Consider the following 23116-nt stretch of genomic DNA (forward strand, 5'->3'; position numbering starts at 1 on the left):
CATGCACGGATACACCAAAACCGGAAACAGCCAGCCCGCCTGGCTGTTTCCGTTTCTCGTCATCATCGTCCTGATCCTCAGCGTGCTGCCGCTCGCCCGCCTCGCCATGGTCGGAATAGCGGCCTTCGCCGACGGCGGCGTGATGACGGTTTTGAGCGAGGCGTCGCTCTGGTCGGCGACCTATTACACCGTCGTCACCGCCATTCTAGGCACGATCATCTCGCTCGTCATCGGCTGCCTATTCGCCTTCCTGTTGACGCTGACCGATATCCGCGCCAAGGGGCTGCTCAGCTTCTTCTTCGTGCTGCCGATGATGATTCCGCCGCAGGTGACGGCGCTTGCCTGGGTGCAGATGTCAGGCCCCTCCAGCCCGCTGCTGAAGGCGCTGCATATCGCCCCGCCACTCGGTTCGCCGCAGCCGCTCTATTCGGTGGGTGGCATCGCGCTGCTCTATGGCGTGCAGCATGCGCCGCTGATCTACCTGGCGCTCCGAGCCGGGCTGATGACGTTGCCGCGCGACGGCGTCGAGGCCGCGCGGCTTTCCGGCGCCTCCAGCTTGCGGGTATTCCGCGATATCATCCTGCCGCTGTCGCTGCCCGGCATCATCGCCGGTGCGGCGATCTCCTTCGTCTCCTGCACCGGCAATTTCGGCATTCCTGCCATTCTCGGCATTCCGGCCTCGATCTTCACGCTGCCGACGTTGATCTTCACCAAGTTCTCCGCTTTCACCAGCCGCACCTTCGGTGATGTCGCCGTGCTCTCGGCGATCATCGCCATCATATCGGTCGTCGGGCTGATGATCCAGGACCGGGCGCTGCGCGGCCGTGACTACCGCGTCATCGGGTTATCCGGGGCGAGTGCGGCCTTCGAACTCGGCGCCTGGCGCCTGGTCTGCACACCGCTCGTCTGGGTGATCCTGTTCTTCATGCTGGCAGCACCCTTCTTCGCGCTTGTCGCCGGCGCCCTGGTGCCGGCCTATGGCGTGCCGCTCACTTTCAAGACGATGTCGCTGCATGCCTTTGAGGAGATCCTGTTCCGGCAGGCGGTAACGCGCACCGCCTTTATCAATTCGCTGTCGCTTGCCGGCGCGACCGCGCTTGGTCTCCTCGTGGTGACGGTGCTCGCAGCCTACACGCTGACGCGGCGCAAGGATGCGGCTTCCCGCATCGTCTCCAGCCTGATCGAGATACCGTATTCGCTGCCCGGCATCGTCATGGCGGTCTGCTTCATTTTGGTGTTCGCAGCGCCGATCCCGATCCTCCACGTCTCGCTCTACGGCACGATCTGGATCATCCTGATCGCCTATTTCTCCTCGTTCTTCGCCGTCAGCCTGAAACCCGTGGTCAGCGCCTTCCACCAGCTCGATCCGGCTCTGGAAGAGGCGGCGCGGCTTTCCGGCGCCGGCTTCTTCCGCCGGCTTGACGATATCATCGTGCCGCTGATTGCGCCGGCCGCCGGCGCCTCCGTTATTCTTGTCTTTCTGATTGCCTGCAACGAGCTGACGATCTCGGCGCTGCTCTGGTCTGCCGGCACCCAGACGCTCGGCGTCGCCATCTACAATGTCGATGACAGCGGCAGCTCGGACCTTGCTTCGGCACTCTCGGTGCTCGTCGTCCTGATGGTCGTTGTGCTGATGCTGCTGCTTGAACTTCTGGCGAAACGACTGCCGAAAGGAGTGGTCCCGTGGCGAGGCTGATCCTCAACCAGCTCGGCAAGGATTTCGGCACCGGGCGCGCCGCCGTCAGCGGGTTTTCGCTCGATGTACGCGAGGGCGGCTTCCTGGCGTTGCTCGGGCCTTCCGGTTGCGGCAAGACGACAGTGCTGCGGATGATCGCCGGTTTCGAGACGCCGAGCGACGGCTCGATCCATCTCGGCGAGAGATTGCTTGCCGATGCCGCGCAGTCGCTGCCGCCGGAAAAGCGCAACATGGCGATGGTCTTTCAGTCCTACGCGCTTTGGCCACATATGAGTGTTGCCGACAATGTCGGCTATCCTCTCAAAGTACGCGGCATCTCGGGCGAGGCCTACCGGGCAAAGGTGCGCGACGCGCTCGGCACCGTCCGGCTCGCCGACTACGCCGAACGACGTCCGGCCGATCTTTCCGGCGGCCAGCGCCAGCGCGTGGCGCTCGCCCGCTGCCTGGTGACATCGCCCGATGTCGTTCTGCTTGACGAGCCGCTTGCCAACCTCGACCGGCACCTGAAACAGGAGATGGAGGAGACTTTTCGCGAGTTCCACCAGCGCTCGGGCGCGACGATGATCTACGTCACCCACGACCAGAGCGAGGCGATGGCGCTCGCGACCGACGTCGCCGTCATGTCGGAAGGGCGGCTGCTGCAGGTGGCACCGCCGGCCGAGATCTACGCGCGGCCTGAAGGGCGCATAGTCGGCGGGCTCATTGGGCGAGGGGCCATTCTCACGCTGCCGCTCATGGGCCGTGAACGCCATCTGGAGTGGGACGAACTGCAGGATGCGCTTCGTGCTGACAATACCGATGACGCCGATGTTCTGGTGCGGCCGGAAGATGTGGTCATCGGCGGAGAGGGGGCTCCGGCAACTGTCGAATCCGTGCTTTTCGAGGGCGAGCGTTATGCTGTGAAACTCACGCTCGGCAACGGCCAGACGCTACGTGCTTTCAGCCGCGTGGTTGTCGCGCCCGGCGAGGCGGTTCGCGTCGTCATCCGCGCCGGCTGGCGGCTTTGATAGAGGGCGGCGCTAGACTCGTACGGTGACATTCAAAAGCTGAAGCCCGATGAATCGTCGAGAAGAAGCATTCCCTTATTCGTCCAGCGGCCCCCTAGGGGAGCTGGCTCAACCAGCCCGTAAGCGGCGAGAACCTCGACCGCCAGTTCGCCGGCATACATCGCCTTGTGATTCAGATAGCCGTTGCCTTCGCTTATGTATTGTTCACACATCCACGCCAGCGCTTTCAGTATCTCTTTCTCTTCGAGGGTCATGACTTTTGGGGCTCCTGCGCACCTAAAATACACAATGAAATCAGAGGCTACATGACTTCAGCGATCACCGCCACCGTCTTGGGATTAATGGTGCGATGGTTTTGCGGCAACCCAGCCGGGCTTATTCGTTCTCCGAACATTGCCAGCGGATGACGCGGCAGCTGCCGGTTTGCTTTCTGCAGCTGCGGATCGCCTGGCGCTGGGCCTCGCGACCATCATAACCCCAGCCGGAGCCCCAGCCGCCGCGATGACCGACGGCTACCGCGCCGCAGCCATTGCGGAACCAGATAGCGATGCGACAATCGTTGGCGCTGCTGTCGCAGTTGCGCCGGGCAACGGTTTCGGCGTCGCCGCGATTGTCATAGGCATGGGACCAGCCGATGGCGTCGGGTCGACGGCGAGTAGGCGATGGCGCCGTAGGTGTCGGCAAGGGCCGCGCCTGGGAGGGACGTCAGAACCGCAAACGATGCAAGAACCCGCTTCATGAAATGCCCCCACGGCGGAACGGCGATTATCCTTTGCGGAGAACTATCCGAGGCTTGCGGCGGAATGTCTGCCGCCTAAGTCACAGGCAATCGCCTCTGGGGCTCCAAGAGGAGTGATTATCCGCATATTTCTTGGCCCTGCCATCTTTTCCCGCGGCTATTGCCGGATAAGGTACTGCCCGCAACCGGATTCCTCCCATGTCGCTTCGCCTCGCCACCTTCAATGTCGAAAATCTCCTGACCCGTTTTGATTTCACCGGCTTCCGCAACCAGTTGCGCCAGGACCGGGTCATCAAACTTTTCCAGGTGTCGAGCGAGGGCGTCTATCAGCAGCTCGAGCAGGCGCGGGTGATTGCCGCGACCGACGACACGCGGCAAATGTCGGCCCTTGCGATCGCCGACGCTGACGCCGATATCCTCTGCCTGCAGGAAATCGACAACATGGCTGCCCTTCAGGCCTTCGAATACGGCTATCTCTTCCGCATGGTCGGAAACGGTTACCGGCAGAAATACCTGGTCGAGGGCAATGACAGCCGCGGCATCGATGTTGCCGTGCTGATGCGCGAGGAAACGCGCGATGGCCAGAAGATCGAGCTCAGGGACATCAGAAGCCATGCGATGACGACCTATCGCGATCTCGATCTCTTCAATGAGGAGCTGGCGCTCACCAACCGCATCGACGACAAGATCTTCAAGCGCGACTGCCTGGAGCTCGACCTTCTGATCGGCGGCCGGCCATTTTCGCTCTACGTCGTGCATTTCAAGTCGATGGGCAATCCGCGCGACGGGCTGGACGGGCGGCTATCGACCATGCCGATCCGCCGCGCCGAGGCACGCGCCGTGCGCCGCATCATCGAGGATCGCTTCGGTGCGGAGCAAGCCGGCACCAAAAGCTTCGCCATCTGCGGAGACATGAACGATTATCAGGAGCGTGTCGATGTCATCGGCCGCCGGGGTACCGGCTATCGCTTCGAACATCAGAACGAGACCGAAAGCGCGCTCGACGTTTTCAGCAGCGACGGCTTTGCCGAAAATGTCGTGCGTCGCCGCGAACCCCTCGACCGCTGGACGCTCTATCACGCTCGCGGGCCGCAGGAGCAGTGGCTTTGCCAACTCGACTATCTCTGGCTTTCGCCAGCACTTGCCGCCCATAATGCCGGCCGCCTGCCCGAAATCATCCGCAGCGGCCAGCCCTACCGCACCATCTTCCCGCCGGGGCAGGAGGTGGAGCGTTATCCGCGCACCGGCTGGGACAGGCCGAAAGCGTCCGATCATTGCCCCGTCGTCATGACACTGGATCTCCCATGAATGCAAATTTGAACGCGAATTTCACCAACATCAATTTTTCCGATGATTTCGCCGGCTGGCCGCCGGAGGCGACGGTCTTCCCGATTGCCGGCGTGGATCTGCGCATTCTGCCCGGTCCCCATCCCTTCGTCGCCGCCGAAGAAGCGGCGATCCAGGAGAACTGGGTCAGGGAGACTGCTGCCAATCCGGCGCTGTTCGACGGGCGCATGGTGTTCCAGCGGCTGGTATCGCTCGGTGAAGACGGGATTGCCGGCGAGGGCCACGTCATTCCCTTTTCGGCCTTCATGTGGTGGCGCCGGCAGCCGCGGCGCCAGGGCGGCATTCACATCTTCGCCTATCCGGTGCTCGAGACCTCCGATGGCGCACTGGTGGCGATCCGCATGGGCGCCCATACCGCCAATCCCGGCCAGGTCTATTTCGCCGCCGGCTCGCTGGAGCCGGAGGATATCGTCGACGGGCGCTGCGACATCGAGGCGAACATGCGCCGCGAGGTCCATGAGGAGACTGGGCTCGATCTTGCCGAATCCGTCGCCGGCGAGGGGATGTTCGCCACCCATAACAAGCGCACGGTGACGCTGCTGCGGTTATTCCGCTTCGACATGACGGCGGATGAGATGATCGAGCGGATCGAGCGGCATATGCTCGTCGCCGAGGATCAGGAGATTGCGGGCGCGGTGGCAATCCGCTCGGCCGATCCCTCCGCCCATGCCTATAACATCGCCATGTTGCCTGTGATCGACTGGTATTTCGGTAAGGCCGAGCGGAGTTGATGTATGCCGCCGAAAGCCATGCAGCGTTTCGGGATAACGACACGCATCACGTAACGATCGAAAGCGCGTCGTGTGAATCCGGTTGACGTGACGCGTTTTAGCGCCTTGCACTCGCTCGCCCGGTCGGGCAGGTTGGCGGCGCGATGACGATTCAAGGAGGCTGATGTGGCGCGAAGCTACAGCGTCTATGACGTGTTCACCGATCGAAAGCTTGCGGGCAACCCGCTGGCGGTGATCTTCGACGGAGACAATCTCAGCGACGAGGCAATGCAGGCGATCACCCGGGAGATCAATCTCTCGGAGACGGTCTTCGTGCAGCCTTCGGCCAACCCCGCCTATGCGGCGCGGCTGAGGATATTCACGCCTGGGCGCGAGCTGCCCTTTGCCGGCCATCCGACGGTCGGCACGGCTGTGGCGCTGGCCGAACGGGCGCATGGTGCTGCGACGCGCGATCTCGTCACGGTGCTCGAGGAAAATGTCGGGCCGGTGCGTTGCGCGGTGCGGTTGAGAGAGGGGGAGGCGAGCTTTGCCGAATTCGACCTGCCACGCAAATCGCAGGCGGCCATCATGCCGCTCGACAAGCTCGGCATCGCCGACGCGCTATCGCTGAAGGTGACCGAGATCGGCTTCGAAAATCACGTCCCGTCGGTCTGGAGCGCCGGCGTTCCTTTCCTGCTCATTCCGGTGCACGATGTCGGAGCCACGCAGCGGCTGGAATTCGATCCGCAACTCTGGGAGAAGATCGTGCCCTTCGTCGATGGCGCGCTTGCCTCGGCTTATGTCTATTGCCGCGGCGGCGTCAACCACGTGGCGAAGTTCCATGCGCGCATGTTTGCAAGCGGCATGGGTATCGTCGAAGATCCGGCCACCGGCTCGGCGGCCGCCGCACTCTCCGGCGCGATCCACCATTTCGACCGGCTGACGGACGGGCATCACCCGATCATGATCGAGCAGGGCGTCGAGATGGGCCGGCCGTCCTTCATCCACCTGCATATCGATGTCGACGGCGGGGCGATTTCCAACGCGCGGATCGGCGGCCAGGCTGTGCGGCTGGCCAGTGGCACGCTCGACCTTTGATTTCAATATAACACCGCGCGTCCGACAGAACGCGCTAAGGACGCTCTATCAATTTGAATCCGCGCATAATCCTTTCCGAAAATCGATTCCGACTTTTGGGGTTATGCGCTGTATTTCAGCCATGCCGAAAAATCTTCGCGATTAACCAAAGAAATTTCGCCGATGTGCTGGACAAGGCTGCCGATCCTGTTTATACGCCCCGTCACACCGCGCAGCCAAGCGCGAACGGGTGATTAGCTCAGTTGGTAGAGCAGCTGACTCTTAATCAGCGGGTCGTAGGTTCGAGCCCTACATCACCCACCAAATTTCTTGAAAAGATTGATGTATTTGAACTCAGGCCGGATTTTCCGGCCTGCTGGAAAACTGTTCTCGAAGAGAGCGGCACGGTTCGCGCTGTCCGCAGGACTGGCCGCGTCGGTCCATGCGCCCTATCTCCCTCTCGCGTATCGGGAGGGGTCTATGAGAAGCGTTATTTTTGTCGTCGCATTGTCTCTGCCGTTGCCTGCCTTTGCCGCAGCCGTCATGAACGTCAAAGCGAGCGAGCATAGCTGCAGCGAGCTTACGCAGATCATTCGCCAGAACAAAAAGGTCTTTGTTCGCGTCGGTTTCGGCGGCCGCAGTTTCCGTTATCCACCCGCCCAGTGCAGTATGGGTGATAAGCGCACCACGACTAGTTTGCGCGATGCGGAGGGAAAGCAGTGCATCCTTGATTATTCCTGCGTCTTCGACCCCGCGTCGCCCTATAACTTTCCCTAGAACAGGATGTCATCCGAAAACCGCTCACACTTTTCGGCATCATGCTCTGGACGCTTCCGTTGAGAGAGGGAGCGAGCGGGAAATGCGGGCAGCGGTCAACTTCAAGCGGCGCCGACCGAGGTTGACTCAATCGCTGCCGCTCAGTTTCATCCCTACAAGCCAGAGAGCTGCGACGATGAAAAACGACAGTGCCGCCATCATTGCTATGGGCGGTGCGTATTCCTGGAAGGAATGCGAGGCGTTTAGTCTGAGGACGTAAATAATCACAACCGCAAGTTTGATCGCGATCAGGAGGGCCAAGGTCGCGTTTTTGGCGTAACGCCCGATTTTCGGCCAATCGAAGCTTCTGGCGGGTGACGCATCGACCTTCTGTGTCGGAACGCTTCTTGTCCGCTCCGGCTCCGGCAATGCAAGGTGTCTGCGCCCAAACGTCGGTTTCATGGCCGGCAGCGTAGACCAAATATCTTAATGGATCGGGACGTTGCGATGCCCTCGCCGAAGCAGTAGCGAAGGAGTGCCTCGCCCATCTGGACTTCGCTGCCTTCGAAGAGCCCGTGCGAAGCTGATTTCTGAAGGGGCCGGGAGAAAAAATGCTGGGCTGTGCTCAGGCGTACAGTTCGGAGGGTTTCTGGACTGGCAGCATGGAGTGCGATGCCCTAGCTTCGCTCTCTCACATTCAGGAGTTTCCATGAAAAGAGTTGTTCTGGCCGTCGCGCTATTGTTTCCGTCCGTCGCTCTTGCCGTCGAGGCGGTGGAGGTCAATGCCAGGGATCACAGTTGCGAAGAGCTTGCGCAGATCATCCGCAAGGACAAGGCGGTTTTTGTCCGGATGGGCTTTGGCGGCCGCAGCTTCCGTTATCCGCCGGCTAGGTGCAATCTCGGCGACAAGTACGACACCGCAAGGGTGAGGGATGGCAATGGCAAGCTTTGCCTCCTCGACTACGAGTGCGTGTACGATCCGCAGTCCTTCTATAACAGGATTCCCAAATAATATCGGAGCCAAGCGTTGCCGGGACGAAGCGATGACCTTGAATTTCTTCGATCATGCCGCCAACTTGAATGCCTGTTCGGCATGGATGAAGACGTCGAGAAAAAAGGCCGGGCGAAACTCGCACCGACCTTCCTCGATCAGTCTCGATAACGGCTGCCAGTACCTCCGTGGTCAGCCGTCAGAGACAGATTTAGTATCCCTTAAATAGGGTTTGCTTCAAAATCTTCAAGAGCTCGCAGCCGAGAGGAAGCCGGCACTGGGCCGGCTTCTTCTGACCGAGCAGCGATTACTGCTGTGCAGGGGCAGCCGGCGGAGTGGCCGGTGCTGGTGCCGGTGCAGGCGTTGCGCTGTTGTCGGTCGGAGCGATCGGCTTGGCCGGCGCCGGCTCTGATTGTGTCGTGGAGGCTGTCGTGTCCGGGGATGTGCCGGGGGTGCTCCACTGCGAATAGGCGAATGCAGCGACAGCGATCACGGCCAATGCAGCGACCCAGACAACCCACGTATTACTGCTGCGCGCGCTCGGCGTGGTGCGCAGATCTAGATTTGGGTTCAGCGGGCGGTTCGGGTCGTTGGCATTATTGGGGTCGTACGTCATGGTACTTTCTCCTCTTTCGGTGACAGAAGAATGCCGAAGTGGGCATTTTGTTCCGTTCTGGGCCGAAGCGCTTGTGCTGATTGGGTTTTCGTACTCTTCATTCCCGCTCGAGTGGCGCTCCATGCATTTGTGGCTTTGCCGCTCACCTCTCATCTGCCTGCCGGCTCGCCTGGAGGCGACCGGCAGAGACCCGGTGGAAGAGCTGCCGGCTGATCGGGTGCCGTGGTGGATGGCAGGCCGCTGCCGCGGATGGCAAGCCGCCATGGCGTAATGCGCTTGACACGACGGGGTCTGTTTGCGCATGGTTTGGCCATGGGGTCGCGATCACCCCACGAGGCGTCATGCTGAAGAATCGCGTCCAGTAAAACCGATCAACGGAGGGACGCGTCATGCCGTCATTTCTAGAAATCTCACCTGAAAAGCTCAACCGCCTCATTGGGACGCCTGGGGCTCCCGTCATTATCGACGTGCGCACGGAGGAGGACTTCGCGCTCGATCCACGCCTGGTGCCGGGCTCGATCCGGCGCGCCCATGCCGATGTCGCGTCCTGGGTTGGCGGCGTCGATGCCGAAGCCGTCGTCGTGGTATGCCAGAGAGGCGGCAAGCTCAGTCATGGTGTTGCCGCCTATCTCCGCCATGCCGGGATCGACGCGGAAAGCCTCGAAGGTGGCTTCGAGGCGTGGATCGCGGGCGGACCGGCCGTGCCCGATGCAAAGCTGCCGCAACGCGACGCTGAAGAGCGCACCGTCTGGGTGACGCGCGCGCGGCCGAAGATCGATCGTATCGCCTGTCCCTGGCTGATCCGGCGCTTCGTCGATCCGAGCGCCGTATTCCTGTTCGTGCCGGCGCCTGAGGTTTTAGCCGTCAGCGAGCGCTTCGGGGCGTTGCCCTTCGATATCGATGACGTGTTCTGGAGCCATCGCGGCGAACTCTGCACCTTTGATGTCATGGTCGAGGAGTTCGGACTGGCATCGGAACCGCTGCTGCGCCTGGCGCGGATCGTCAGGGCGGCGGATACCGCAAGGCTCGATCTCGCGCCCGAGGCGGCGGGCCTGCTGGCCGCCTCGCTCGGCCTTTCCAGGATGTATTCCGACGATCTGGAACAGCTCGAGGCCGGGATGCTTCTCTACGACGCCTTCTTCCGCTGGTGCCGCGATGCGACCGAGGAAACCCACAACTGGCCGGCGCCGAAGAAGAGGGCATGAGATGGTCGAGATGACGGATAATGCGCCCAGTGGCAAAATGGCGGAGGAAGACGCCGGAGGGGGGCATCATCACGGCGTCTCGTTTGGCGATGCCTTCAGGGTGTGGCTGCGGGTCGCCGCCCTGAGTTTCGGCGGCCCTGCCGGCCAGATCGCCGTCATGCATCGGATCATCGTCGACGAGAAGCGATGGATCGGTGAGCACCGCTTTCTGCATGCGCTGAATTATTGCATGCTGCTTCCCGGACCCGAGGCGCAGCAGCTCGCCATCTATATCGGCTGGCTGATGCATCGGACAGTGGGCGGCCTCGTCGCCGGGCTGCTGTTCGTGCTGCCTGGCTTCCTGTCGATCCTCTGTCTCAGCTATATCTACGCGGCTTACGGCAATGTCGGCATCGTCGCCGGCCTGTTCTTCGGGCTGAAGGCGGCGGTGCTTGCCGTCGTCGTGCAGGCCGTCATCCGCATCGGCGGTCGTGCGCTCAAGAATCGCGTCATGGTCGGTATCGCGGCAGCGGCCTTCATCGCCATCTTCTTTCTCCATGTGCCGTTCCCGCTGATCGTGCTCGCGGCCGGCATTGCCGGCTTCCTCGGCGGCAGGTTCGGGCTTGCCGCCTTTCAGATGGGCGGCGGCCATAAGGCCGGAAGCGGCGCGACACTGTCGGATGCCGAGTCGGCGCTCGGCGAAGGCATACCGGCGCATGCGCGCCCGAATCTCGCCTGGTCGCTGCGCATCTCGGCCGTGCTGCTTGCCCTCTGGCTCGCGCCGCTCGCGGCGCTCTACGCAACCTTCGGTGCTGACAACGTCTTTACCGAAATCGGCCTGTTCTTCAGCAAAATGGCGGTTGTCACCTTCGGCGGGGCCTATGCCGTGCTTGCCTATGTCGCACAGGAGGCCGTGCAGCATTTCGGCTGGCTGAAACCCGGCGAGATGCTGGATGGTCTCGGCATGGCCGAGACGACGCCAGGGCCGCTGATCATGGTCGTCCAGTTCGTCGGCTTCATGGGTGCCTACCGGGATCCGGGAGCGCTGGACCCGATTCTTGCTGCAACACTTGCGGCGATACTGACGAGCTGGGTCACCTTCGTGCCCTGTTTCCTCTGGATCTTCCTCGGCGCGCCGTTCATCGAAAAACTACGCGGTAACATTGCGCTCGCCGGTGCGATGTCGGCCATAACAGCGGCGGTGGTCGGGGTTATCCTCAACCTCGCTATCTGGTTTGCCCTGCACACGCTGTTTGCCGAGGTTGCGACCGTAGAGCTTGGCGGCTTGCGGCTCGATATTCCCGTGCTGCAATCGGCCGTGCCGGCGGCAATGGCGCTGTCTGCCGCCGCGGCTGTCGCGATCTTCCGCTTCAAGGCTTCCGTCATCGCGACGCTGCTAGTCTGCGCAGCCGCGGGAATGCTCTGGACGCTGGCGGTCGGCTAGGCCTCCGCCCCATCCGCGGAAATGCGCGTCGCGAGCATCTTGTCGATACGCATGCCGTCCATGTCGAGCACCTCGAAGCGCCAGTTGTCGAAAACGAAGGTTTCACCGGCTTCGGGGATGTGTTGGAGCTGATGCAGCGCAAAACCCGCCAGCGTATGGAAATCGGCATCCGGACGATCGCGCAGGCCCAGCCGTTCGAAGGCGTCGAAGGCCGGCATCATCGCATCGATCAAGAGCGACCCGTCTTCCCTGACGACGATATCGGGCTCTTCGTTGGATCCCGGCAGATCGCCGGCGATGGCTTCGAGCAGGTCGGTCTGGGTGACGATGCCTTCGAGGCTGCCATATTCGTCGATGACGATGGCGAGGCGAACGGGTGAGGCCTTGAAACTGTCGAGCACGCGGACGACCGAGGTGCCCTCATGCAGCACCAGCGGCTGCTTGATCACCTCCATCGGCCGGACCTTGCCGCCGTCGAGAACCTGATCGAGAAGGTCCTTCTTCAACACCATGCCGATCGGCTCGTCGATCGAGCCGCGGGCGACCAGCAATTGTTCGTGGCTGCATTCGCGGATGGTCTTCAGGATTTCGGCCTCGCTGTCGTCGGCGTCGAACCATTCGATGTCGAGACGCGGGGTCATGATGTCGGAGATCGGTCTGTCGCCGATGTTGAACACCCGCTCGACGAGCTGCTGCTGCACCTGGTTGAGAAGGCCGGCCTCCTGGCTCTCAGCGACCAGCAGCTTAAGCTCCTGCGGCGAATGGAACGACGATTCCCCGGTTCCGGCGCGAAGACCGACGCCCCGCAGCACCATGTTGCCCATGCCGTTCAGGACAAAGATCGCCGGCTTGAACAGCACCAGGAACAGACCGAGCGGGCGCACCACGGCAAGCGACGTGGCCTCGCTGCGCTGAAGCGCCAGGCTCTTCGGCGCGAGCTCCCCGAGCACGATATGCAGGGCCGTGATGATGACGAAGGCGATGACGACGGCAACAGTATGCGCGCCCGCCGTCGCCCATTGCCCGGGCAGCCAGGACAGCAGCGGCTCGATCAGGTGCGCAAGCGCCGGTTCTCCAACCCAGCCGAGGGCGAGCGAGGAGATGGTGATGCCGAGCTGGGTGGCTGCAAGGTTGGAGTCGAGATTGTCGACGGCGCGCTGAAGTGCCGAGGCGTTCATGCGGCCTGCCGCAGCGAGTTCGGCGACGCGGCTACGCCTGACCGACACCAGGGCGAATTCGGCGGCAACGAAGAAGCCATTGGCGGCGACGAGAAGAAACACGGCTAGTATCCCAACATAGTCGGAGAGCCCGCCGGCGGAATCGGACATGTTTTCCCTGCCTTCGAATTGATAGGAATCCGAAACTACACGCTCGCACACTGGTGGCAAGGCGTTCCGGCCAGTCTCGCGGCGAGAGATGCCGACGCCGGCTGCCGTAATCGAAATACTGCGTTGGTTTGCGGATGACCGCAAATGCATGGCAACCGCATGACCGGAATCATGGGTGCGGTTCGCCGATGTGAAGCCTAAAACTCGTGGCGAACCGCATGACCGTCGTCGCGCCATTCATCGCTTGGGCGCCTCGAAGAGCTCGATCGGGTTTCCGGCCGGATCGTCGAGCAGGATTTGCTTGCCGCCTATGCCCTGCACGATCTCGTTGCGGAAACGCGCGCCGGCCTGACGCAGCGCGGCGACGTCTGCTTCCAAGTCCTTGACCTCGATCTGGATGCGATTCCAACCGCCGGGCTCCGGCTTTCTCCCATCTGGCATTGCTTGAGATGCTCCGCCAGGTCCCGTCATGCCGCTGACGAACAGACGAAAACCGTCCTTGGTCAGGATGGCGAAACTCGGCGCGGGACGAAGCGCGACGGAGAAGCCGAGATGTCTTGTGTAGAATTCCACCGCGGCGTCGACGTCGTCGACGATGTAGCGCATGCTGATACCGGGCATGTTTTCCTCCATTGTGGTCTTCGTTGTCTTGATCTGATCGTCCCTCGCGGGACCTGCAGAATTCTCCTGTTCCTAGGATGTCTCGCCTCAAAACTCGATTATGCGCCCGTTTCAAGTTTTTATGCATCTCTTGATGCCGCTGAGCACCTTTGGGCGAGACTAGATCGAATCGAGAGGATGCCGCCTGCCGCCAGCAGCACGACAACCCTCCACGGCCGCGCCAAAACCTCGAGCACTGAGTATAAGTTTAATCTAAAGTACAAGCTTCGACCCGTAGCTATTGGATTCCATTACAAAAGTTTAATTTTTATTTCAGTTTCGGTTCATCTTTTCGGCCCTAGTTTGGTCACGTGCCCAACACGAGGACCCCCACATGAAAAAGATTTTTGCAGCTCTTCTTTCCGCCTCCTTCCTTCTTTCCCCGATGGTTGTTTCCCAGGCCAGCGCCGACGACCATCGCCGTCCGCCCATCGTCGTGCAGAAGAAGGTGGTCGTTAAGAAGACGGTCGTCCGGTCGCATTGGAAGAGGGGATACCGCGTCAATGCCAGCGAGCGTCGCCGGTTCTCCAATGTCAACGATTACCGCCGCTACCGGCTGGCGCCTCCGCCGCGCGGTTATCGCTGGGTGCGGGCCGATAACGATTATCTGCTGATCGGCGTCACCAGCGGCATCATCTCCAGCATTATTGCCGGTCGCTGATCGGTCGATAGATCAGGAAAGGGCGGCTTCGGCCGCCTTTTTGACTCTGGGAGGGCGTGTAGCAGTTTCGCGCCTTCCTCCTCTTCTTCAGCTGGCGGCGGTTATGACCCGCTTTAGGGTTGCCTGCGCGACGGCATGACCCGTTCAGCAACGATGCCGAGAAAACCTCTTGGTCTTCCGACTTCAGCGTCGGTATCCTTCTCGTGTGTCAGCGGATGAAGCCCTTCGATCGGCGGCAGCGGCTCGCATTCGGTGCAGACGCAGTGAGAGCGTTTGATTGCCTTCGCCTTCATGCCGCCTGCCTGTTCCAGCTGGCGAAAGGGTCGGGCAGGTTGCGCCAGCGTTCCGGCGCAAACACCGTGGTGTCGAGCAGACAGGCGTCGAGTTCCTTCCTGATCCAGGCCTCGTCCATCGGTTCGGCGCCGATGAAGACGATTTCCTGGCGGCGGTCGCCCCAGACGGGGTCGAGATAAGGGCCGATGGCGCGCATGAAGGCCGGTTCCTCAGGCCATTGTTCGCGGGGTACGGCCGCCCACCAGAGACCCAACTTGCCGGTGCGCACGATCGCGCCCGCCTGGCTGATCTCGCCGACATGGTGCGGGCGCGTCGCCAGCCAGAAGAAGCCCTTGGCGCGCACCACGCCTGGCCATGTCCGATCGAGGAAGGCCTGTAGCTTTGCCGGATGGAAGGGCCGCTTCTCGCGATAGACGAAGGAGCGAATGCCATATTCCTCGGTCTCCGGCACGTGGTCGCGGAAACCGTGCAGCTCCTTGTACCAGAGCGGATGGGTCTCGGCCTTGTCGATATCGAAGCGGCCGGTGCCGAGCACGTCTTTCAGGGCGACCTTGCCGAAATCTGCCTCGATCAGCTTCGCATCCGGATTGAGGCCGGTGATGATCTTGCGCGCGGCGTCGCGCTCTTCCTTGGTTGCCGTGCCGACCTTGTTCAGCACCACGACGTCGGCGAATTCGATCTGTTCGACCAGCAGGTCGACGATGGTTCTGTTGTCGCCGTCGCCGGCCGTTTCGCCGCGGTCGGCGAGGAAATCGGCCGAGGCATAGTCGGCAAGCAGATTGGCGGCGTCGACGACGGTCACCATGGTGTCGAGCCTTGCGACATCCGAAAGGCTTTGGCCATTCTCGTCGCGAAATTCGAAGGTGGTGGCGACGGGCAGGGGCTCGGCGATGCCGGTCGATTCGATCAAGAGGTAATCGAAGCGTCCCTGATCGGCGAGCTGGCGCACCTCCTTCAGCAGATCGTCGCGCAGCGTGCAGCAGATGCAGCCATTGGTCATCTCGACGAGCTGTTCCTCGGTGCGGGAGAGATTGGCGCCGCCGTCGTGCACCAGGGCGGCATCGATATTCACCTCGCTCATGTCGTTGACGATAACCGCGACGCGCAAGCCTTCGCGATTGGTCAGCACGTGGTTGAGCAGCGTCGTCTTGCCGGCGCCAAGGAAGCCTGAAAGCACCGTGACGGGAAGTCTATTGTCCATGGGAACCTCATCAGAGTCTTATTTATGTTATATCATTACGTTTGGCGGCCCGAAAAAAGGCGGAACGGGGTTGTCCGCCTTTTTCCGCCTCAGCTCTCCCTGGAGCGTCGCGTGTCCGGCAGGACGCGCGGAGCGGCGCATGAGAGTCATGCGCTGAAGAGGCAGTCCTTCATGCTGTTGGCGATGCCGCGCATGAGGTTGAAGTAGAGATCGGGGCCGGCCTTCAGCGTTGCCGCTTCGGGATCGAGCACGCCTGACTTGGCGCGCGTGCCTTCGATGACGACATTGACGAGGCGCGGTTCGAACTGCGGTTCTGCAAAGACGCAGGTGGCGCCGAGTTCGCCGACCTTGCGGTGGATTTCCGAAACACGCTCGGCGCCGGGAATGGTTTCCGGGCTGACGGTGATCGAGCCGGCGACGCGGATACCGTAGCGGTGCTCGAAATATTGGTAGGCGTCGTGGAAGACGATGAAGGGCTTGTCCTTGACGGGAGCGACCATACCCTTGATCTCGGTATCGAGCGCATCCAGCTTGTCGTCCAGCGCCTTGGCGTTGCCCTGATAGGTCAGAGCATTGGCGGGATCGGCGGCGACCAACGTCGTGGTGATCATGGCCGCCATGGCCTTGGCGTTCATCGGGTCGAGCCAGAGATGGGTGTCGAAGGCGCCGTGGTCGTGGTCAGCTTCGGCGTGATCGTGTTCGTGCTCCGGGGCGGCGGAAGCACTGTCGTGCTCGTCACCGTCGTCATGCGGCTCGAAGGCGCCGCCTTCACGGAAGGGCAGCTTGACGAGACCGGGCGCATCGTCGAGTGCCGCGATGCTGGCATCCCGGCCCAGCGCCTGCAGCGGTTTTTCGAGGAAAGCCTCGAGACCGGGGCCGACCCAGAAGATCACCTTGGCGTCCTGCAGGGCGCGGGCATTCGATGGCTTCAGATTGTAGGTATGCGGGGAGGCGGCGCCATCGACGATCAATTCGGGTTCGCCGACACCCTGCATGATCGCCGAAACCAGCGAATGGATCGGTTTGATCGAGGTGACGACGACAGGCGCATCGGCTGCCCGCATGGTGCCGGAAAAGAGCAGGGTGGGGATCGCCAGGGCCGGGATTGCGAGGGCCGGCATTCGGAGGACCGAGTTTTTAAGGGCAGGCCCCAAGGCGCGTTTCATCAATATGCTCCGCTTGAATTGCAATTGTTATGTTATTACATCAATTGCGTTATGCTATAACGTGTGCAATAGCAGGACGCAACAGCACTTTCGGAAAATTTGATGCTCTCTCCCGCAAAGACCCCCGCCGGTATCAGGGCCGAACCGCTGGTTTCGCTTGAAAATGTCGGCGTTCTGCGCAATGGCCGCTGGCTGGTGCGCGGTGTCGATTTTTCCGTTTCGCGCGGCGAGATCGTCACGCTGATCGGGCCGAACGGCTCGGGCAAGTCGACCAGCGCCAAAGCGGCGATCGGTGTGTTGAAGCCTGATGAGGGCAGGGTGGAGCGCAAGGCCGGCCTCAAGGTCGGCTATGTCCCGCAGAAGCTCACGATCGACTGGACGCTGCCGCTTTCGGTGCGCCGGCTGATGACGCTGACAGGACCGCTGCCGGAGCGCGATATGCTCTCGGCGCTCGAATCCGCCGGCATCGCCCATATGCTCGATGCCGAGGTCCAGCATCTCTCCGGCGGCGAATTCCAGCGGGCGTTGATGGCGCGCGCCATTGCACGGAAGCCCGATCTGCTGGTCCTCGACGAGCCGGTGCAGGGGGTCGATTTTTCCGGCGAGATCGCCCTCTACGATCTGATCAAGTCGATCCGCAATGCGACGGGCTGCGGCATCCTGCTGATCTCGCACGACCTGCATGTCGTCATGGCCGAAACCGACACGGTCATCTGCCTCAACGGCCATGTCTGCTGCCGCGGCACGCCTGAATCCGTCAGCCGCAGCCCGGAATATGTGCGCCTGTTCGGCAGCCGGGCGGCGCAGACGCTGGCTGTCTACAGCCATCACCACGATCATACGCACTTGCCGGACGGCCGCGTGCAACATGCCGACGGCACGGTAACCGATCATTGCCACCCCGACGACGGCCATCACGCGCATGAGCATGGGCATGCCGGTCATGAACATGATCACGATCATCCTGACCATGCCCATCCGCACGCGCATGAAGCGGGAGAGCGCCATGCTTGACGATTTCTTCGTGCGCGCCATCCTTGCCGGCGTCGGCCTGGCGCTGACGACGGGGCCGCTCGGCTGCTTCATCATCTGGCGGCGCATGGCTTATTTCGGCGATACGATCGCCCATTCGGCGCTGCTCGGCGTCGCACTGTCGCTGCTTTTCGAACTCAACCTGACACTGGCTGTCTTTGCTGTCGCCGCTCTTGTGTCGGTGCTGCTGCTCTTCCTGCAGAAGCGCCAGGCGCTGTCGGCCGATGCGCTGCTCGGCATCCTCTCGCATGCCACACTGGCGATCGGCCTCGTCATGGTCGCCTTCATGAGCTGGGTGCGGATCGATCTCATCGCCTTCCTGTTCGGCGATATCCTCGCCGTTTCCACCACCGACATCGCATTGATCTGGGGCGGTGGGCTGTTCGTGCTTCTGGCAATGGCCTGGCTCTGGCGGCCGCTCTTGGCTGCGACCGTCAATGCCGAGCTCGCCGAGGCCGAGGGGCTGAAGCCCGAGCGGGCGCGGCTGTTCTTCATGCTGCTGATGGCCGTCGTCATTGCCATTGCCATGAAGATCGTCGGCATCATGCTGATCACCTCGCTGCTGATCATTCCGGCGGCTGCGGCGCGGCGCTTTTCGCCGACGCCGGAGATCATGGCAGTGCTCGCTTCGCTGATCGGGGCGGCGGCCGTCGTCGGCGGTCTGTTCGGCTCGCTCACCTACGACACGCCCTCCGGCCCCTCGATCGTGGTCGCGGCGCTGATCCTCTTCATTCTCAGCCTGCTTCCCGTCAGGCGCCACCGCGCGGTCATGCAAGGACAAGGCTCATGACGACACCGCAATTGACCAAGAACCAGTCGCTGGTCTTCGACGTGCTCGAAAAGGCCGAAGGGCCGCTCAGCGCCTATACCATCCTCGACAAGCTGCGCGACCACGGTTTTCGCGCGCCGCTGCAGGTCTACCGGGCGCTGGAGAAGCTGCTCGAATATGGCGTGGTGCACCGGCTCGAAAGCATCAACTCCTTCGTCGCCTGCGCCCATCCGGGCGACGATTGCCACAGCCACGGCATCGTCGCCTTCGCGATCTGCGAAAGCTGCGGCCAGGTGACGGAGTTCCATGACCACGAGGTCGACCACCGGTTGATGGAATGGGTGCGGGGCCAGAAATTCAAGCCCGAGAAGACGACGATCGAGATCCGCGGGTTGTGCGAGGCCTGTGCGGCATAAGCTTCCTCGCGTTCGCTAGACGATCGGCTCGCGGGCTATTGGGATGGCAGAGCCTGAAGGATCCCGACGTTATTCGACGCCGATCACAAAGCGGCGATCAAAAAGGGCGAGGGCCGGTAACCCGGCCAGAACCCAAGCCAGGGACGATCGCGTGACGAAAACCGAACTCGCGGAGATATACCGCGGCTACATCGCCTGCTTGAACAGGCAGGACTGGCCCCATCTCGGGCAGTTCGTCGGCGACGATGCGGTTCATAACGGCCGGCGGCTCGGGCTGCCGGGTTACGTCGCCATGCTCGAGCGGGACTTCGATGAGATTCCCGATCTTTATTTCAAGGTGCTGATGCTGCTTTGCGATCCGCCATACATCGCCTGCAGGCTCGGCTTCGATTGCAGGCCGAAGGCAAAATTCCTCGGCCTCGATGTGAACGGCAGACGCCTTTCGTTCACCGAGAACGTCATCTACGAATTTCGCGGCGGCAAGATCGTCGAGGTCTGGTCGGTCATTGATAAGGCGGCGATCGAAGCCCAGCTTGCGGGCTCGAATTGACCGCGCGGACGGTTTCCGGTCTGCGTTTCGATCAGATGATGGCGACGCGCTCGCCGAAGGGCGTATAGTCGTCGAAATTCCGGGTGCCGATCCGATCGCTTTCGCCTGACAAGACCGGCTGTTCGCCGGCCTCTTCCCCTTCTTCTGATGCCGCATGCCCGTGCCGCTTTTGCGGATGCTCCTCGTTTTCGACGATCAGATCCGCGTGCGGGATGAGACCGTTTGCGGCCTCCTTCTCCACAGCCTTCTTCGCTGCCAGCTGATCGGCAGTGATCTGCGACTGGCGGGCGGCGACCCAGGCATTGTCTGGTTCGGAGCCGATCGAGGTGCTGGTGCCGACCTTGGTGGGTTCGGACGGGGCGGTGGCGGAAATGGGGTTGATCGCGTCGACCATGAGATTCTCCTGCGGTGACCAACTGGCGAAACAGCCGGCCGTTTCGTGGGATGAAAACGGCGCGTTCTTCGGACCAATCAGGGAGACATATCGAGCCCGCGCCGAAAAACACAAGGGGACATTGACGTGACTGCCACCTCGGACAATGACGAAATCGGTAGCAGGTTGCGGGAAGTTCGACGAAGAATTGTGTGCACAAGGGGGTGCTCGGCGCGTGGTTAATGTAAGAATCGGAAACACTTTGTGACTAAGTGTCTCCAAAAGCAGCGTTTTTTGACTTGCTGCGCGCGAAGACATGACGGATATTGTTTAAACGTTGAGGAAGCCGTCATGATTAGAATGATTGAAAACCCTGCCGAACTGGCTGGCGAAGATATCACCGGCAAATATATTCTCCGGAGGCTGAACTATCACTGGTTCGCCTACGGCAAGGCGGCTATCGTGACTGCATGCAAGGGAACGATCCTGCAACTTGAGCGGGAAGAGACGGTCTATTCCGAACGTTGGGGACGTCGCGCCTATACGGGTACCGGCAGACGCTATCCCGGCGGCATCTGTCCGATTTCTGCGGTCGCCTGCGTTTGCGATACGCCCGACGACGTCAATGCCGTCATTCAGCTGGATGTCGAAGCGCAGGACGAATTCTATCAGCTGATCGCCAAGGCCGAAGCCAGGGTTCAGGCTCTTGCCTCATCCTCACGAAACAGCCAGTTTCTCGAAGCCGCCGAGTAAGGCGATTTTTTCAATGAAATCCGCCATGTGCAGCGTCCTTCTGCGCGTCTAAGAGGACGCGCGGCGCTGTAATGGAACGGAGAGCGATCATGACGCAGCGGGACACTCGGCCCGGTCACTCATTCGCGGCGGCGCCATCTCTTGGATCGCTCGCCATCACCATTGCCGTCATGTTTGCCGCGCTGTTCTGGCCGGCCGGCACGCTCGACTGGCGGCGCGGCTGGATTTTTCTCGGCCTGTTCCTTGTGCTGACTGTTGTCGCAATCATCTGGATCTGGCGGACGAATCCGGAGCTGTTTGCGGCGCGCAGCCGATACCAGAAGGGTACCAAACCCTGGGACGCCGTGGTGGCGACGCTGACGATTATTCTCTTTGCCGCCATTCTTCCGGTCGGCGCATTCGACGACGGACGTTTCCACTGGGCGCCGCAGCCCGATTGGGTCGTCTTTATCGGCTATCTCCTGATGACATCAGGTTATCTCGGCCTGACCTGGGCGCAATCGGTCAACCGGCATTTCGAGCCGACGGTGCGCATTCAGACCGACCGCGACCACAAGGTGATCGACACCGGACCCTACGCCGTAATCCGCCATCCCGGATACGCAACCGCCATCGTGCTCAGCGCCGGCATGGCGCTGTCGCTTGGATCGCTCTACGCGCTGATCCCCGCCGGTCTGCTCGTCGTCGTCCTCTTCGGCCGCACGCTCGGCGAGGAAGCCGAACTGCGCAAGGGCCTCGAAGGCTATGCGGAGTATATGGCGCGTGTGCGCTGGCGCTGGATTCCGGGAGTCTGGTGAGCGGAGAGGGTGCTTCGCCACCCGCCGCCGTCCTTCGAGGCTCCGGCCTTTGGCCTACGCGCCTCAGGATGAGGGCTAATCGGAGTGCCGTGCTGCTGGGGGCTGATGGATGCGCTGTGTGTCTCGCAAGCTGAGGCGTTCGCGACCGTCATCCGTTGCCCTCACTCCAGCATCATCGTGAGGCGCCCCGCAGGGGCCTCGAAGGACGGGGCTTGCCATCGGCCTCGTGTTACCGATCAACCGATCTGCCTGAGATCCCGCGCGAAACGTTGCCAGTTGGCGACGTAGTTTTTTGCCGAGCGACGGATGGCTTCTATTGCCGCTTCGTCGAGCACGCGCACTGCGCGGGCAGGTGCTCCGACGATCAGGGAGTTGTCGGGGAATTCCTTGCCTTCGGTGACCAACGCATTGGCGCCGACGAGGCAGTTGTTGCCGATCTTCGCACCGTTCAGGATGGTCGCACCCATGCCGATCAGCGTGTTGTCGCCGATGGTGCAGCCGTGAAGGATGGCGTGGTGACCGATTGTGCAGCCTTTGCCTGTTGTCAGCGGGAAGCCCATGTCGGTGTGAGCCATCACACCTTCCTGGATGTTGGTGCCTTCGCCGACGGTGATCTTCTCATTGTCGCCGCGCAGCACTGCGCCGAACCAGATGCCGACATTCTCGCCGAGCTCGATCTGGCCGATGATGTTAGCATCCGGTGCGATCCAATAGAGGCCGGAGGCGGGCAGTTTCGGCGTTAATCCGCCAAGCGCGTAGACGGGCATGGCTCTCTCCTCAGACGACCTCGACCGATAGGGTGGCGACGCCGTCGATGCCACAATTGATGCGATCGCCCCTGGCCACCGCGCCGACGCCGGCGGGTGTGCCGGTCATGATGATATCGCCGGGTGCAAGAGTGAAGAGCTTCGACAATTCGGCGATGATCTCCGGCACCTTCCATATCATCTGGTTGAGATCGCCGTCCTGCACGCGCTTGCCGTTCTGTTCCAGCCAGATCCTGCCTTCCGCGGGGTGGCCGAGGCGGCTTGCCGGAACGATCGGCGAGATAGGGGCGGAATGTTCGAAGGCCTTGCCGATCTCCCAGGGACGCCCAAGCTTCTTTGCCTCGCCCTGGAGGTCGCGGCGGGTGAAATCGATGCCGACAGCATAGCCGTAGACGCAGTCGAGCGCGTCCGCGGCCTCGATGTTTGCGCCGCCTGATTTCAGCGCCAGCACGCATTCGACCTCGTAATGCACGTCTGATGACAGCGACGGATAGGGAAAGGCTTTTCCCGCCGACAGTAGGTTGTCGGCATTCTTCTGGAAGAAGAAGGGCGGCTCCCGGCTGGGATCATGGCCCATCTCGATTGCGTGATCGGCATAATTACGCCCGACGCAATAGACACGGCGCACCGGAAAGCGCTCGTCACTGCCTTCGACCGGCAGCAAAACCGGTGCGGGACGCGGAATGACGGTGGCGGGATGGGGCATGGCGGGTTCTTCCTGTTTGCGAGTCTTGCCCCATCTTAGACGCAAAGCATCGCGCCGGGAAAGCCGTCCTTGGCGT

The 23116-nt window shown here is 61.8% G+C and carries 28 protein-coding genes and 1 tRNA gene; 17 read left to right on the plus strand and 12 right to left on the minus strand.

The features are described from left to right. Position 1 precedes the first annotated feature (1 nt). Together OLZ32_RS29325 and OLZ32_RS29330 are read left to right on the plus strand one after the other, a co-directional pair. Positions 2–1696, plus strand: a complete 1695-nt coding sequence (locus OLZ32_RS29325; protein ID WP_264398873.1) for an ABC transporter permease — start codon at positions 2–4, stop codon at positions 1694–1696. Further along, the gene (locus tag OLZ32_RS29330; protein ID WP_264398875.1) at positions 1684–2703 is read left to right on the plus strand and encodes an ABC transporter ATP-binding protein; all 1020 of its coding nucleotides are present in this window, start codon (positions 1684–1686) and stop codon (positions 2701–2703) included. Before OLZ32_RS29325 ends, OLZ32_RS29330 begins: the two co-directional genes overlap by 13 nt. A gap of 32 nt (positions 2704–2735) precedes the next feature. On the opposite strand, the gene OLZ32_RS29335 is transcribed toward OLZ32_RS29330, so the two are convergent. Both OLZ32_RS29335 and OLZ32_RS29340 read right to left on the minus strand, forming a co-directional pair. Then, positions 2736–2957 carry a hypothetical protein gene (locus tag OLZ32_RS29335; protein WP_017988887.1) on the minus strand — a complete coding sequence of 74 codons (222 nt, stop codon included), beginning with the start codon at positions 2955–2957 and terminating at the stop codon, positions 2736–2738. A gap of 121 nt (positions 2958–3078) precedes the next feature. Next, the gene (locus OLZ32_RS29340; protein WP_245512302.1) at positions 3079–3387 is read right to left on the minus strand and encodes a DUF4189 domain-containing protein; all 309 of its coding nucleotides are present in this window, start codon (positions 3385–3387) and stop codon (positions 3079–3081) included. Positions 3388–3640: 253 nt separating this feature from the next. Here OLZ32_RS29340 and OLZ32_RS29345 point away from each other — a divergent pair, with 253 nt between their 5' ends. The 5 genes from OLZ32_RS29345 to OLZ32_RS29365 all read left to right on the plus strand — a co-directional run bounded on the left by OLZ32_RS29345 (position 3641) and on the right by OLZ32_RS29365 (position 7353). Next, complete coding sequence (locus OLZ32_RS29345) at positions 3641–4750, plus strand: endonuclease/exonuclease/phosphatase family protein (protein WP_264398879.1); 1110 nt, start codon at positions 3641–3643, stop codon at positions 4748–4750. Next, the gene (locus OLZ32_RS29350; RefSeq protein ID WP_003541178.1) at positions 4747–5520 is read left to right on the plus strand and encodes an NUDIX hydrolase; all 774 of its coding nucleotides are present in this window, start codon (positions 4747–4749) and stop codon (positions 5518–5520) included. Before OLZ32_RS29345 ends, OLZ32_RS29350 begins: the two co-directional genes overlap by 4 nt. Positions 5521–5685: 165 nt before the next feature. Continuing rightward, entirely contained in the window at positions 5686–6597 is a 912-nt protein-coding gene (locus OLZ32_RS29355) for a PhzF family phenazine biosynthesis protein (protein WP_017988885.1), read from the plus strand. 227 nt (positions 6598–6824) lie between these two features. Next, positions 6825–6900, plus strand: a tRNA-Lys gene (locus OLZ32_RS29360). A 156-nt stretch (positions 6901–7056) separates the two neighbouring features. Continuing rightward, positions 7057–7353 carry a hypothetical protein gene (locus tag OLZ32_RS29365; RefSeq protein ID WP_026159948.1) on the plus strand — a complete coding sequence of 99 codons (297 nt, stop codon included), beginning with the start codon at positions 7057–7059 and terminating at the stop codon, positions 7351–7353. Between the two features lie 126 nt (positions 7354–7479). Here OLZ32_RS29365 and OLZ32_RS29370 read toward each other — a convergent pair whose 3' ends face one another. Next, positions 7480–7794, minus strand: a complete 315-nt coding sequence (locus OLZ32_RS29370; RefSeq protein ID WP_245271948.1) for a hypothetical protein — start codon at positions 7792–7794, stop codon at positions 7480–7482. A gap of 247 nt (positions 7795–8041) precedes the next feature. On the opposite strand from OLZ32_RS29370, the gene OLZ32_RS29375 reads away from it, so the two are divergent. Next, positions 8042–8344 (plus strand): hypothetical protein, encoded by a 303-nt coding sequence (locus OLZ32_RS29375; protein ID WP_003541172.1) that lies wholly within the window; start codon positions 8042–8044, stop codon positions 8342–8344. A gap of 286 nt (positions 8345–8630) precedes the next feature. Here the strand turns inward: OLZ32_RS29375 and OLZ32_RS29380 are convergent, their stop codons facing one another. After that, entirely contained in the window at positions 8631–8939 is a 309-nt protein-coding gene (locus tag OLZ32_RS29380) for a hypothetical protein (RefSeq protein ID WP_003541169.1), read from the minus strand. 389 nt (positions 8940–9328) lie between these two features. Between OLZ32_RS29380 and OLZ32_RS29385 the strand changes: the two genes are divergently transcribed. Next, positions 9329–10144, plus strand: a complete 816-nt coding sequence (locus OLZ32_RS29385) for a sulfurtransferase/chromate resistance protein (protein WP_264398891.1) — start codon at positions 9329–9331, stop codon at positions 10142–10144. 1 nt (position 10145) lies between these two features. Then, positions 10146–11567 (plus strand): chromate efflux transporter, encoded by a 1422-nt coding sequence (gene chrA / locus OLZ32_RS29390; RefSeq protein ID WP_017988881.1) that lies wholly within the window; start codon positions 10146–10148, stop codon positions 11565–11567. Here the strand turns inward: chrA and OLZ32_RS29395 are convergent. Continuing rightward, complete coding sequence (locus OLZ32_RS29395) at positions 11564–12895, minus strand: hemolysin family protein (protein WP_003541163.1); 1332 nt, start codon at positions 12893–12895, stop codon at positions 11564–11566. The genes chrA and OLZ32_RS29395 overlap by 4 nt on opposite strands. Before the next feature lie 237 nt (positions 12896–13132). Further along, the gene (locus tag OLZ32_RS29400) at positions 13133–13516 is read right to left on the minus strand and encodes a VOC family protein (RefSeq protein WP_003541160.1); all 384 of its coding nucleotides are present in this window, start codon (positions 13514–13516) and stop codon (positions 13133–13135) included. A gap of 373 nt (positions 13517–13889) precedes the next feature. On the opposite strand from OLZ32_RS29400, the gene OLZ32_RS29405 reads away from it, so the two are divergent. Then, entirely contained in the window at positions 13890–14216 is a 327-nt protein-coding gene (locus tag OLZ32_RS29405) for an RcnB family protein (RefSeq protein ID WP_003541158.1), read from the plus strand. A gap of 113 nt (positions 14217–14329) precedes the next feature. On the opposite strand, the gene OLZ32_RS29410 is transcribed toward OLZ32_RS29405, so the two are convergent. The 3 genes from OLZ32_RS29410 to OLZ32_RS29420 form a co-directional block, all read right to left on the minus strand. Next, on the minus strand, positions 14330–14509 hold the full coding sequence (locus tag OLZ32_RS29410; RefSeq protein ID WP_003541156.1) for a hypothetical protein: 180 nt from the start codon (positions 14507–14509) through the stop codon (positions 14330–14332). Beyond that, positions 14506–15711, minus strand: a complete 1206-nt coding sequence (gene zigA, locus OLZ32_RS29415; RefSeq protein ID WP_264424199.1) for a zinc metallochaperone GTPase ZigA — start codon at positions 15709–15711, stop codon at positions 14506–14508. The genes OLZ32_RS29410 and zigA overlap by 4 nt, the downstream gene beginning before the upstream one ends. Positions 15712–15857: 146 nt before the next feature. Next, a complete protein-coding gene (locus OLZ32_RS29420) occupies positions 15858–16877 on the minus strand; it encodes a zinc ABC transporter substrate-binding protein (protein ID WP_319641142.1) in 1020 nt (339 codons plus the stop codon). A gap of 102 nt (positions 16878–16979) precedes the next feature. Here OLZ32_RS29420 and znuC point away from each other — a divergent pair, with 102 nt between their 5' ends. The 4 genes from znuC to OLZ32_RS29440 all read left to right on the plus strand — a co-directional run bounded on the left by znuC (position 16980) and on the right by OLZ32_RS29440 (position 19644). Then, entirely contained in the window at positions 16980–17891 is a 912-nt protein-coding gene (gene znuC / locus OLZ32_RS29425) for a zinc ABC transporter ATP-binding protein ZnuC (RefSeq protein WP_264398920.1), read from the plus strand. Further along, positions 17884–18699, plus strand: a complete 816-nt coding sequence (gene znuB / locus OLZ32_RS29430; RefSeq protein WP_011652681.1) for a zinc ABC transporter permease subunit ZnuB — start codon at positions 17884–17886, stop codon at positions 18697–18699. Before znuC ends, znuB begins: the two co-directional genes overlap by 8 nt. After that, complete coding sequence (locus tag OLZ32_RS29435; RefSeq protein WP_011652680.1) at positions 18696–19094, plus strand: Fur family transcriptional regulator; 399 nt, start codon at positions 18696–18698, stop codon at positions 19092–19094. The genes znuB and OLZ32_RS29435 overlap by 4 nt, the downstream gene beginning before the upstream one ends. A gap of 151 nt (positions 19095–19245) precedes the next feature. Beyond that, positions 19246–19644, plus strand: a complete 399-nt coding sequence (locus OLZ32_RS29440; protein WP_264398924.1) for an ester cyclase — start codon at positions 19246–19248, stop codon at positions 19642–19644. Between the two features lie 31 nt (positions 19645–19675). On the opposite strand, the gene OLZ32_RS29445 is transcribed toward OLZ32_RS29440, so the two are convergent. Then, the gene (locus tag OLZ32_RS29445; protein ID WP_264398926.1) at positions 19676–20038 is read right to left on the minus strand and encodes a hypothetical protein; all 363 of its coding nucleotides are present in this window, start codon (positions 20036–20038) and stop codon (positions 19676–19678) included. A gap of 330 nt (positions 20039–20368) precedes the next feature. Here OLZ32_RS29445 and OLZ32_RS29450 point away from each other — a divergent pair, with 330 nt between their 5' ends. Both OLZ32_RS29450 and OLZ32_RS29455 read left to right on the plus strand, forming a co-directional pair. Further along, positions 20369–20770 (plus strand): hypothetical protein, encoded by a 402-nt coding sequence (locus OLZ32_RS29450; protein ID WP_032992435.1) that lies wholly within the window; start codon positions 20369–20371, stop codon positions 20768–20770. 89 nt (positions 20771–20859) lie between these two features. Further along, a complete protein-coding gene (locus OLZ32_RS29455; RefSeq protein ID WP_210162455.1) occupies positions 20860–21567 on the plus strand; it encodes a methyltransferase family protein in 708 nt (235 codons plus the stop codon). A gap of 236 nt (positions 21568–21803) precedes the next feature. Here the strand turns inward: OLZ32_RS29455 and OLZ32_RS29460 are convergent, their stop codons facing one another. Then, positions 21804–22334: a gamma carbonic anhydrase family protein gene (locus OLZ32_RS29460; RefSeq protein WP_264398934.1), complete on the minus strand. Its 531-nt coding sequence runs from the start codon at positions 22332–22334 to the stop codon at positions 21804–21806. Positions 22335–22344: 10 nt separating this feature from the next. Continuing rightward, positions 22345–23040 (minus strand): fumarylacetoacetate hydrolase family protein, encoded by a 696-nt coding sequence (locus tag OLZ32_RS29465; RefSeq protein ID WP_264398936.1) that lies wholly within the window; start codon positions 23038–23040, stop codon positions 22345–22347. Between the last annotated feature and the right edge of the window lie 76 nt (positions 23041–23116).

The organism is Rhizobium acaciae (assembly GCF_025941625.1).
Taxonomy (GTDB): Bacteria; Pseudomonadota; Alphaproteobacteria; order Rhizobiales; family Rhizobiaceae; genus Rhizobium; species Rhizobium acaciae.

Bases quoted from the DNA above. Each gene is read 5' to 3' on its own strand.
- OLZ32_RS29445 (WP_264398926.1), bottom strand. From the start codon at position 20,038: ATGGTCGACGCGATCAACCCCATTTCCGCCACCGCCCCGTCCGAACCC.
- OLZ32_RS29435 (WP_011652680.1), top strand. From the start codon at position 18,696: ATGACGACACCGCAATTGACCAAGAACCAGTCGCTGGTCTTCGACGTG.
- OLZ32_RS29350 (WP_003541178.1), top strand. From the start codon at position 4,747: ATGAATGCAAATTTGAACGCGAATTTCACCAACATCAATTTTTCCGAT.
- OLZ32_RS29345 (WP_264398879.1), top strand. From the start codon at position 3,641: ATGTCGCTTCGCCTCGCCACCTTCAATGTCGAAAATCTCCTGACCCGT.
- OLZ32_RS29385 (WP_264398891.1), top strand. From the start codon at position 9,329: ATGCCGTCATTTCTAGAAATCTCACCTGAAAAGCTCAACCGCCTCATT.
- znuB (WP_011652681.1), top strand. From the start codon at position 17,884: ATGCTTGACGATTTCTTCGTGCGCGCCATCCTTGCCGGCGTCGGCCTG.
- zigA (WP_264424199.1), bottom strand. From the start codon at position 15,711: ATGGACAATAGACTTCCCGTCACGGTGCTTTCAGGCTTCCTTGGCGCC.
- chrA (WP_017988881.1), top strand. From the start codon at position 10,146: ATGGTCGAGATGACGGATAATGCGCCCAGTGGCAAAATGGCGGAGGAA.
- OLZ32_RS29405 (WP_003541158.1), top strand. From the start codon at position 13,890: ATGAAAAAGATTTTTGCAGCTCTTCTTTCCGCCTCCTTCCTTCTTTCC.
- OLZ32_RS29335 (WP_017988887.1), bottom strand. From the start codon at position 2,957: ATGACCCTCGAAGAGAAAGAGATACTGAAAGCGCTGGCGTGGATGTGT.
- OLZ32_RS29410 (WP_003541156.1), bottom strand. From the start codon at position 14,509: ATGAAGGCGAAGGCAATCAAACGCTCTCACTGCGTCTGCACCGAATGC.
- znuC (WP_264398920.1), top strand. From the start codon at position 16,980: ATGCTCTCTCCCGCAAAGACCCCCGCCGGTATCAGGGCCGAACCGCTG.
- OLZ32_RS29395 (WP_003541163.1), bottom strand. From the start codon at position 12,895: ATGTCCGATTCCGCCGGCGGGCTCTCCGACTATGTTGGGATACTAGCC.
- OLZ32_RS29365 (WP_026159948.1), top strand. From the start codon at position 7,057: ATGAGAAGCGTTATTTTTGTCGTCGCATTGTCTCTGCCGTTGCCTGCC.
- OLZ32_RS29465 (WP_264398936.1), bottom strand. From the start codon at position 23,040: ATGCCCCATCCCGCCACCGTCATTCCGCGTCCCGCACCGGTTTTGCTG.
- OLZ32_RS29460 (WP_264398934.1), bottom strand. From the start codon at position 22,334: ATGCCCGTCTACGCGCTTGGCGGATTAACGCCGAAACTGCCCGCCTCC.
- OLZ32_RS29370 (WP_245271948.1), bottom strand. From the start codon at position 7,794: ATGAAACCGACGTTTGGGCGCAGACACCTTGCATTGCCGGAGCCGGAG.
- OLZ32_RS29400 (WP_003541160.1), bottom strand. From the start codon at position 13,516: ATGCCCGGTATCAGCATGCGCTACATCGTCGACGACGTCGACGCCGCG.
- OLZ32_RS29375 (WP_003541172.1), top strand. From the start codon at position 8,042: ATGAAAAGAGTTGTTCTGGCCGTCGCGCTATTGTTTCCGTCCGTCGCT.
- OLZ32_RS29450 (WP_032992435.1), top strand. From the start codon at position 20,369: ATGATTAGAATGATTGAAAACCCTGCCGAACTGGCTGGCGAAGATATC.
- OLZ32_RS29380 (WP_003541169.1), bottom strand. From the start codon at position 8,939: ATGACGTACGACCCCAATAATGCCAACGACCCGAACCGCCCGCTGAAC.
- OLZ32_RS29455 (WP_210162455.1), top strand. From the start codon at position 20,860: ATGACGCAGCGGGACACTCGGCCCGGTCACTCATTCGCGGCGGCGCCA.
- OLZ32_RS29420 (WP_319641142.1), bottom strand. From the start codon at position 16,877: ATGAAACGCGCCTTGGGGCCTGCCCTTAAAAACTCGGTCCTCCGAATG.
- OLZ32_RS29325 (WP_264398873.1), top strand. From the start codon at position 2: ATGCACGGATACACCAAAACCGGAAACAGCCAGCCCGCCTGGCTGTTT.